Origin of the sequence: Paenibacillus profundus (assembly GCF_021369635.1) — a bacterium.
Classification (GTDB): Bacteria; Bacillota; Bacilli; order Paenibacillales; family Paenibacillaceae; genus Paenibacillus_B; species Paenibacillus_B profundus.
Window position 1 is genome coordinate 49234 of the sequence record NZ_JAJNBZ010000037.1, and the last position, 6557, is coordinate 55790.

Annotated in this window: 5 protein-coding genes and 1 pseudogene; 1 reads left to right on the top strand and 5 read right to left on the bottom strand. The window is 49.6% G+C overall.

What is annotated here, in order from left to right:
- Nucleotides 1-10 precede the first annotated feature (10 nt).
- Complete coding sequence (locus LQV63_RS26840; protein WP_233698977.1) at nucleotides 11-2128, top strand: ABC transporter ATP-binding protein; 2118 nt, start codon at nucleotides 11-13, stop codon at nucleotides 2126-2128.
- A 401-nt stretch (nucleotides 2129-2529) separates the two neighbouring features.
- Here LQV63_RS26840 and LQV63_RS26845 read toward each other — a convergent pair whose 3' ends face one another.
- The 5 genes and pseudogenes from LQV63_RS26845 to LQV63_RS26865 all read right to left on the bottom strand — a co-directional run.
- The gene (locus tag LQV63_RS26845) at nucleotides 2530-2715 is read right to left on the bottom strand and encodes a hypothetical protein (protein ID WP_019423568.1); all 186 of its coding nucleotides are present in this window, start codon (nucleotides 2713-2715) and stop codon (nucleotides 2530-2532) included.
- 189 nt (nucleotides 2716-2904) lie between these two features.
- A complete protein-coding gene (locus LQV63_RS26850; RefSeq protein ID WP_019423569.1) occupies nucleotides 2905-3042 on the bottom strand; it encodes a hypothetical protein in 138 nt (45 codons plus the stop codon).
- A 64-nt stretch (nucleotides 3043-3106) separates the two neighbouring features.
- Complete coding sequence (locus tag LQV63_RS26855; RefSeq protein ID WP_233698978.1) at nucleotides 3107-4885, bottom strand: methyl-accepting chemotaxis protein; 1779 nt, start codon at nucleotides 4883-4885, stop codon at nucleotides 3107-3109.
- Nucleotides 4886-4977: 92 nt separating this feature from the next.
- A pseudogene (locus tag LQV63_RS26860) lies at nucleotides 4978-5773 on the bottom strand (ABC transporter ATP-binding protein).
- A gap of 1 nt (nucleotide 5774) precedes the next feature.
- Nucleotides 5775-6557 (bottom strand): ABC transporter permease (locus LQV63_RS26865; protein ID WP_233698979.1); only part of this gene is annotated, 783 nt, incomplete at its 5' end.

Genomic DNA, 6557 nt, shown 5'->3' on the forward strand with positions numbered 1-6557 from the left:
GACTTCGTATATGGAAGTGGAACAACAGACGACCGATCCGAAACATGTCGGCAAGCGCCTGTGGCAATACGCTTTGCAGTACAAAGCGAGCTTCATCATCGCTTTGCTCATGCTGATTTTAACCGTTGCTGCACAGCTCTCTGGTCCGTTTATTGCAAAAAATATAATTGATAAACATATACTGGGCATCGAAAAGCCTTACTATGAAACGTCTGCTGATGTGAAGGGCGCAATTGCTTATGAAGGACGCCACTTCAAGCGAGAGGATCGCTTTGCAGAAGCGGATCCGAAAGGCAAAGAAGTCCGTATTTTACAAGTTGGCAAGCAATTCATCTTCGTGGACGGCTCTGTCCCTGCTATTGCGGGAGAGCGTCGCTACGAAGGGGGTACATTAACGATTGGCACGGGAGCTGCCACATGGTCGTCCCCTGCAAGAGCAATGACCTTGCAGCAGCTTTTAACGTTTTATCAGCCTGAAATTATCGGCATCATTCAAAATATGGCTTTATATGTCGGTCTCCTGCTCGTTAGCGTCATAATGAGCTTCGGCCAGATACTGGGGCTGCAGACGGCGGCGAACCGGGTCATCCGCAAGCTGCGGGGCGATGTATATGCGCACGTGCAGCGTCTGCCAATCCCGTATTTCGATAATTTACCTGCGGGTAAAGTCGTCTCCCGGGTAACGAATGACACGGAGGCAGTGAAGGATCTGTTCGTCTCGGTGTTGGAGAGCTTCACCTCAGGTATCATTACGATTACAGGTATTTATGTGGCACTGTTCATTCTGGATGTGAAGCTGGCATTGATTTGCACGTTCGTGCTGCCGCTTATCATTATTTGGATTGTGCTCTACCGTAAATTTGCAACAAAATATAACAAAGTGATACGCTCGCGTTTGAGCTCCATCAATGCAATGATTAACGAATCCATTCAAGGGATCCCGGTCATTCGCTCGTTCCGCCGTCAGAAAGAAACGATGGAGGAATTCGAAAATTGGAATGAAGAATATTTGGCGAATCAGAACAAGATGTTGAATTTGAACGCATTAACGTCTCATAATTTGGTTACCGTATTGCGAAATATTTCTTTTGCGGTAGTGCTGTGGTATTTCGGAGGAGCGTCGCTGAGTGGTTCTGGGGTGATTACACTCGGTGTGCTGTATGCATTTTCCGACCTGTTGAATCGCTTGTTCCAACCGATTACAGGCATGGTCAACCAGTTGGCCAACTTGGATTCATCACTCGTCTCGGCGGGCCGCGTGTTCGAGTTGATGGATGAACCGGGCGAAGAGCTCTCCGAAGGCTCTATGCCTCGTTACCAAGGCCATGTTGAGTTCGATCAAGTTTCCTTCGCCTATAAAGAAGACTTTGTATTGAAACAAATTTCGTTCGAAGCAAAGCCGGGTCAGACGGTGGCGCTTGTCGGGCATACTGGATCGGGAAAAAGCTCGATTATGAACCTGCTATTCCGCTTCTATGATCCGCAAAAAGGCGAGGTCCGCATTGACGGCACACCGATAACGAGCGTGCCAAAGCAGTGGATACGCGAGCATATGGGCATCGTGCTGCAGGACCCGTATCTGTTCACCGGGACGATTGCGAGCAACGTCAGCTTGAATGACCCGCGAATTTCGCGTCAACAAGTAGAGGACGCATTGCGGGCTGTCGGGGCTGATCGTGTACTGAAAGGGCTGCCTAACGGGTTCGATGAACCCGTCGTTGAGAAAGGAAGCACACTGTCTGCCGGACAGCGGCAGTTAATCTCGTTCGCACGGGCGCTCGCCTTTCAACCGGCCATTCTTATTCTGGATGAAGCAACGGCCAATATCGATACGGAGACGGAGTCTATCATTCAAGAGGCGCTAGACGTGCTGAAGCGCGGACGCACCACATTCATCATTGCTCACCGTCTGTCCACAATTCGCAGCGCCGACGTCATTCTCGTTCTACATCGGGGTGAAATCGCCGAACGCGGATCTCACGATGAGCTGATGGCGCTAAAAGATCGTTATTACAAAATGTATCAATTGCAGCAAGGCGCGGGCAATACAGCTACAAATACGGATGTGTACGATGTGCAGCACACCGCCGCGGCACAGTCTGCCGCCACCATCGTGCCCTCCCTGTAGGCGTTAGGGCGAACTGTTAAATTACATTTTAAAAAACGAAAGGGGCTGTCCACAAGGTTTGAATGACCTTAAGGCCAGTCCCTCTTACTTTGATCATTGTAAAAACGTCATGAGTAGAATCAACAGCTAAGTATGACAAGGTTAGAGGATTGAGGATACATGTTCTCTGTGCGGTCTGTCCACTCAAACCATTAAATAAAAGGTAAGTTTTGTCCTTCAATTATTTCAAACAAGGAAAAGCTTTCTTCCCATTATTTACGCATAAGCCGTATAAAAACGCAAAATGGTGGAGCAGAATAGAACCTGCCCCACCATTTTTTTGTTTTAATAAACTGAGCTGTCCCTCAAGAGATTTAACTACTTTTGGGATAGCTCCTTTCTCCTTACCTACGCGGATCGTGCTAGTGTAAAGAGCATTTGTTTTTTATAAAATGAATTTGGTTTTCCACGCGATTCATTTCCTGCTCGATCTCATCGGACATGCCGCCGATGGCTTTTGTGCGTAACGACTCGAGCTCCGCTATAAGCTGGGGCAGATCGTCGTTTACTCGCGCACAGTTGTAATCACTTTCAATATTGTCGAGCATCGTAATCCCTCCAGACTAAAGCCTGCTGCTATTTGCTTTTGTTTTTTCCTTTTGCGTTGTTGGCGTCCGAAGTGCGTGTCGTCGTGTTTTGTCTGGAATGCCCTTGCTGTTTGTGTGCCATTGTTATACACATCCTTTGTCATGGTTTAGTATGCTGCGAATGAATGAATTCAAATGAATTCCCATCAACTAGCCTTCCTGCTTAGGAATGCGGTTGAGGCTTGGTGGTCGGGCGCCCGCTTTCTCAGGCTTAAGCGTGATGCTTTCTTCTTTTTGGCTTGATTTGTTCTGCTGTTGATGAATGCGTTCCGCTTTATTGTGCGGCATGCCGCTCACCTCCACCCTTATCCTTCCCACAGCACACTCTTTTATGACGAAGGACATGATGCAATTACTGCTTGTTGCTGTCGTTCGAGTTGACCTTGAATTGCGTCAGCATCGATTCCATATCCCGGCTCAATGACAATAAGCTGTCAGCAGAGGCGGCAATCTGTTCCGTGAGCGCCGACTGTTCTTCCGTCGTAGCAGCGACGCGGGACGTATGATCGTGGGAGCTCTCGGCGACGCTGGACAACTGCTCGACGAGCAGCGAGACATCTTCGCAGGATTGCGCAATCTGCTTAGCGATCGTTCGATACTGCTCCACCTGCTCATTCGTCTGAGCAATGGCTGAGGATATGCTGCTGAAGGCGTTATCTGCCTCTTGGACCGCCGTCAGACCATGCATAACCGCATCCTGCTGCCGCAGCGCGGCTTGCTCGGTCATCATTTGCTTTGCATGAACTTCATGAATCAACTCCATAATAGTATGGAGTGAACGCTTCGAATGCTCTGCCAATTGGCGCACTTCCAACGCGACTACCTGGAAGCCCCGTCCGTGCTCACCGGCGCGAGCAGCTTCAATCGAGGCATTCAACGCGAGCAGCTCCGTCTGCTTGACGCTATTCTGGATTAAGCTGGCGGCCCCGTTAATCTGGTTGACCACTTCAGACAAGCTTGAAAAAGCGTGGTGCGTCTCTTCGGATGCGGATTGGATGACATTCATCTGCTCGACCGCTCGTTCCACGACATTACGCCCAGTATTTGCCTGTGTTGAAGATTGCTGCATCCATAGCGCTACTTGATCAGATGATGCCGCGATCTGCTGAACGCCTGTTGCAATTTCACCCATCGCTGCTTTCGTCTCTTTCGCGTTATGCTGCTGCTCCAACGCTCCGTTCGTCACTTCCATCATCGCGCTTGCCGCTTCTTGCGCCGCGATGGCTGTTTCTTCCGCGCCGCGCTTCAGCTCTTGCGACGATATCGACACATTGTTCGCAGCTTGCTGTACGCTCTGCAACAAATTCCCCAGTCGGCCAATCATATGATTGAATACGGTCGACAGCCGCCCAATTTCATCTTGCGTCTTCACATCCAGCTTCACCGTAAGATCGCCTTCCGCCGCTTGCTCACTAAGACGATGGATGACGTTAAGCGGCTTGAGTTGGCGGTAAATATACCAAGTGAGAATAAGCATGCCGACGAATCCCAACGCCAAACCGGTAATGAGCGCCTGCTTCAAGTAGTTCATGAACTCTTGCTTGACCGGTGTGTAGTCAAAATCAAGCACAAAGTAAGCAAGCGTCTTGCCGCGATCATCCTTGACCGGCGCAATCGCGCTAATCAGCGTATCATCACCGATAAGGAACTCGTCGGACAAGGCTTGTCCCTTCTTCATCATCTCTTTATATGCCTCTTCAATGGATGGCGGCATTTCGTAGGTCTTGTTCGCGGTCACCCCTTGCTGTTCAAGGCCGCTATTCGCTTGCAAAATACGAAATGCGGCGCGTTCCGCCCCTTCTTGCTTCCCTTCGGGCACAATAAGGAAGGCGTTTACAATGTCATCCTTGGCAATGACATTAAGACGTCCGCGTATGAGCCTGAAGATCGAATCTTCCATCGGCGCATTGGCTTCTTTGCTCTGAAGCATGTTGGATGCTTGCCGGATCGCGCCCTTTACATCGGTTAATTCCATCTTCACGAACAATTCATGCTTTTGTTGTAAAAAGTCCAGGTATAACGCTTTTTCACGAGAATACTCCCGCATGATGAAAAAGCCGCTAATCGCCATCACAATGATGTACGAAACCAAAATAAGCTTCGGAATGATGCTGCGCTTAAACCAATCCATGAGCGTCCCCCTTTTCAATCTTGCTTACAATAAAGTAATCTTCATGGATTTTATCATATTTTTGGCAGCGCGTATGCATCTTTTTAGATCATTTATCCCCCCAATACGACACGATCATCGACGAATTGCTCTCCGCGAACCCGTTCGAACTCACGCAGCAGTTTCTCGACCGTCAGTGAGCCTTTGTCAGCTGCCGCAATATCTAGCACGATTCTGCCTTTATCCATCATTATCAGCCGGTTGCCGAGCCGAATTGCCTGCTCCATATTGTGCGTCACCATCAATGTCGTTAGCGAGGACCTGCGGACGATTTCTTCCGTCAAACGTATAATCAGTTCGGCACGAGCCGGATCAAGGGCCGCCGTATGCTCATCTAACAGCAAAATGCTAGGATTCGTAAATGTCGCCATCAGCAAGCTAAGCGCTTGGCGCTCCCCACCGGATAACAGGCCGACCTTCGCACTCAAGCGATCCTCAAGGCCCAGCCGCAAGCTGGCCAGCTGTTCCTTGAACCACGTACGGCGATGACGGTTCACTCCTGGGCCTAGTCCACGCCTTCCTATGCGTGCTGCCGCGATAGCCAAGTTCTCCTCGATCGTCATCGCATGCGCCGTACCTGCCATCGGATCTTGAAATACTCTGCCAATCCAGCGGCTCCGCCGATGCTCGGGCATCGATGTCACATCGCGGTCATCTGATTACATTTCCGATGTCCGGAAGGATTGCACCAGATATAATATTCATCAACGTCGATTTGCCTGCCCCGTTGCTGCCGATAATCGTCACGAAATCACCTGGATTCAGATGCAAATGAATATGCGTCAGTGCCAACTTCTCGTCCGCTGTGTTCGGATTAAAAAATTTACTGACCTGTTCCATTTTCAGCATTTTACTCACCGCCCTCTTTTGTATATTGAATAGCTCGCTGACGGCTTATGTTGCGCTGATTCACCGAGCGGCGAATCATAGGCAGCGTCAAGGCAACGATGACGATGACGGCTGTAAGCAGCTTCATATCAGTCGCGTTCATCTGCAAACGCAGCGCGATCGCGACGATAACACGATATAATACAGCGCCCAGAAGAACGGCAAATGTCGCCCGTGCGATGGTACGATGTCCAAAGATGGCTTCGCCGATAATAACCGAAGCTAATCCGACTACGATCATGCCCACGCCTGATTGAATGTCGACAAAGCCTTGTGACTGTGCGACCAAGGCGCCTGAGAGAGCGACAAGTGCATTGGAGAGACTGACGCCGAGAATAAGCGTACTGTCGGTATGAACGCCGAAGCTGCGTATCATGCGCGGGTTGTTGCCGGTCGCCCGCAGTGAAAGTCCAATTTCCGTGCGCAAGAACCAATCCAATCCGAACTTAACAAGCAATGCAAATACTCCCATAACGATGAGCATCGTGTATCCTTGCGACAATGGGGTCAATACCGTATCCGTGTTCACTATCCCGATGTTGGCCTTCCCCATAATGCGCAAGTTGATGGAATAAAGGGCGATCATCATCAAAATACCGGACAAAAGCGCATTGATTTTACCTTTCGTATGGATAAGCCCCGTAATCTCCTTTATAATCTTATAAAATAAAGAACGGCCTGCAATGATGCGAGGCCACTGAAAAACACGGCTTTTGTACGTAACCGAAAGTGAACACATCAAAAA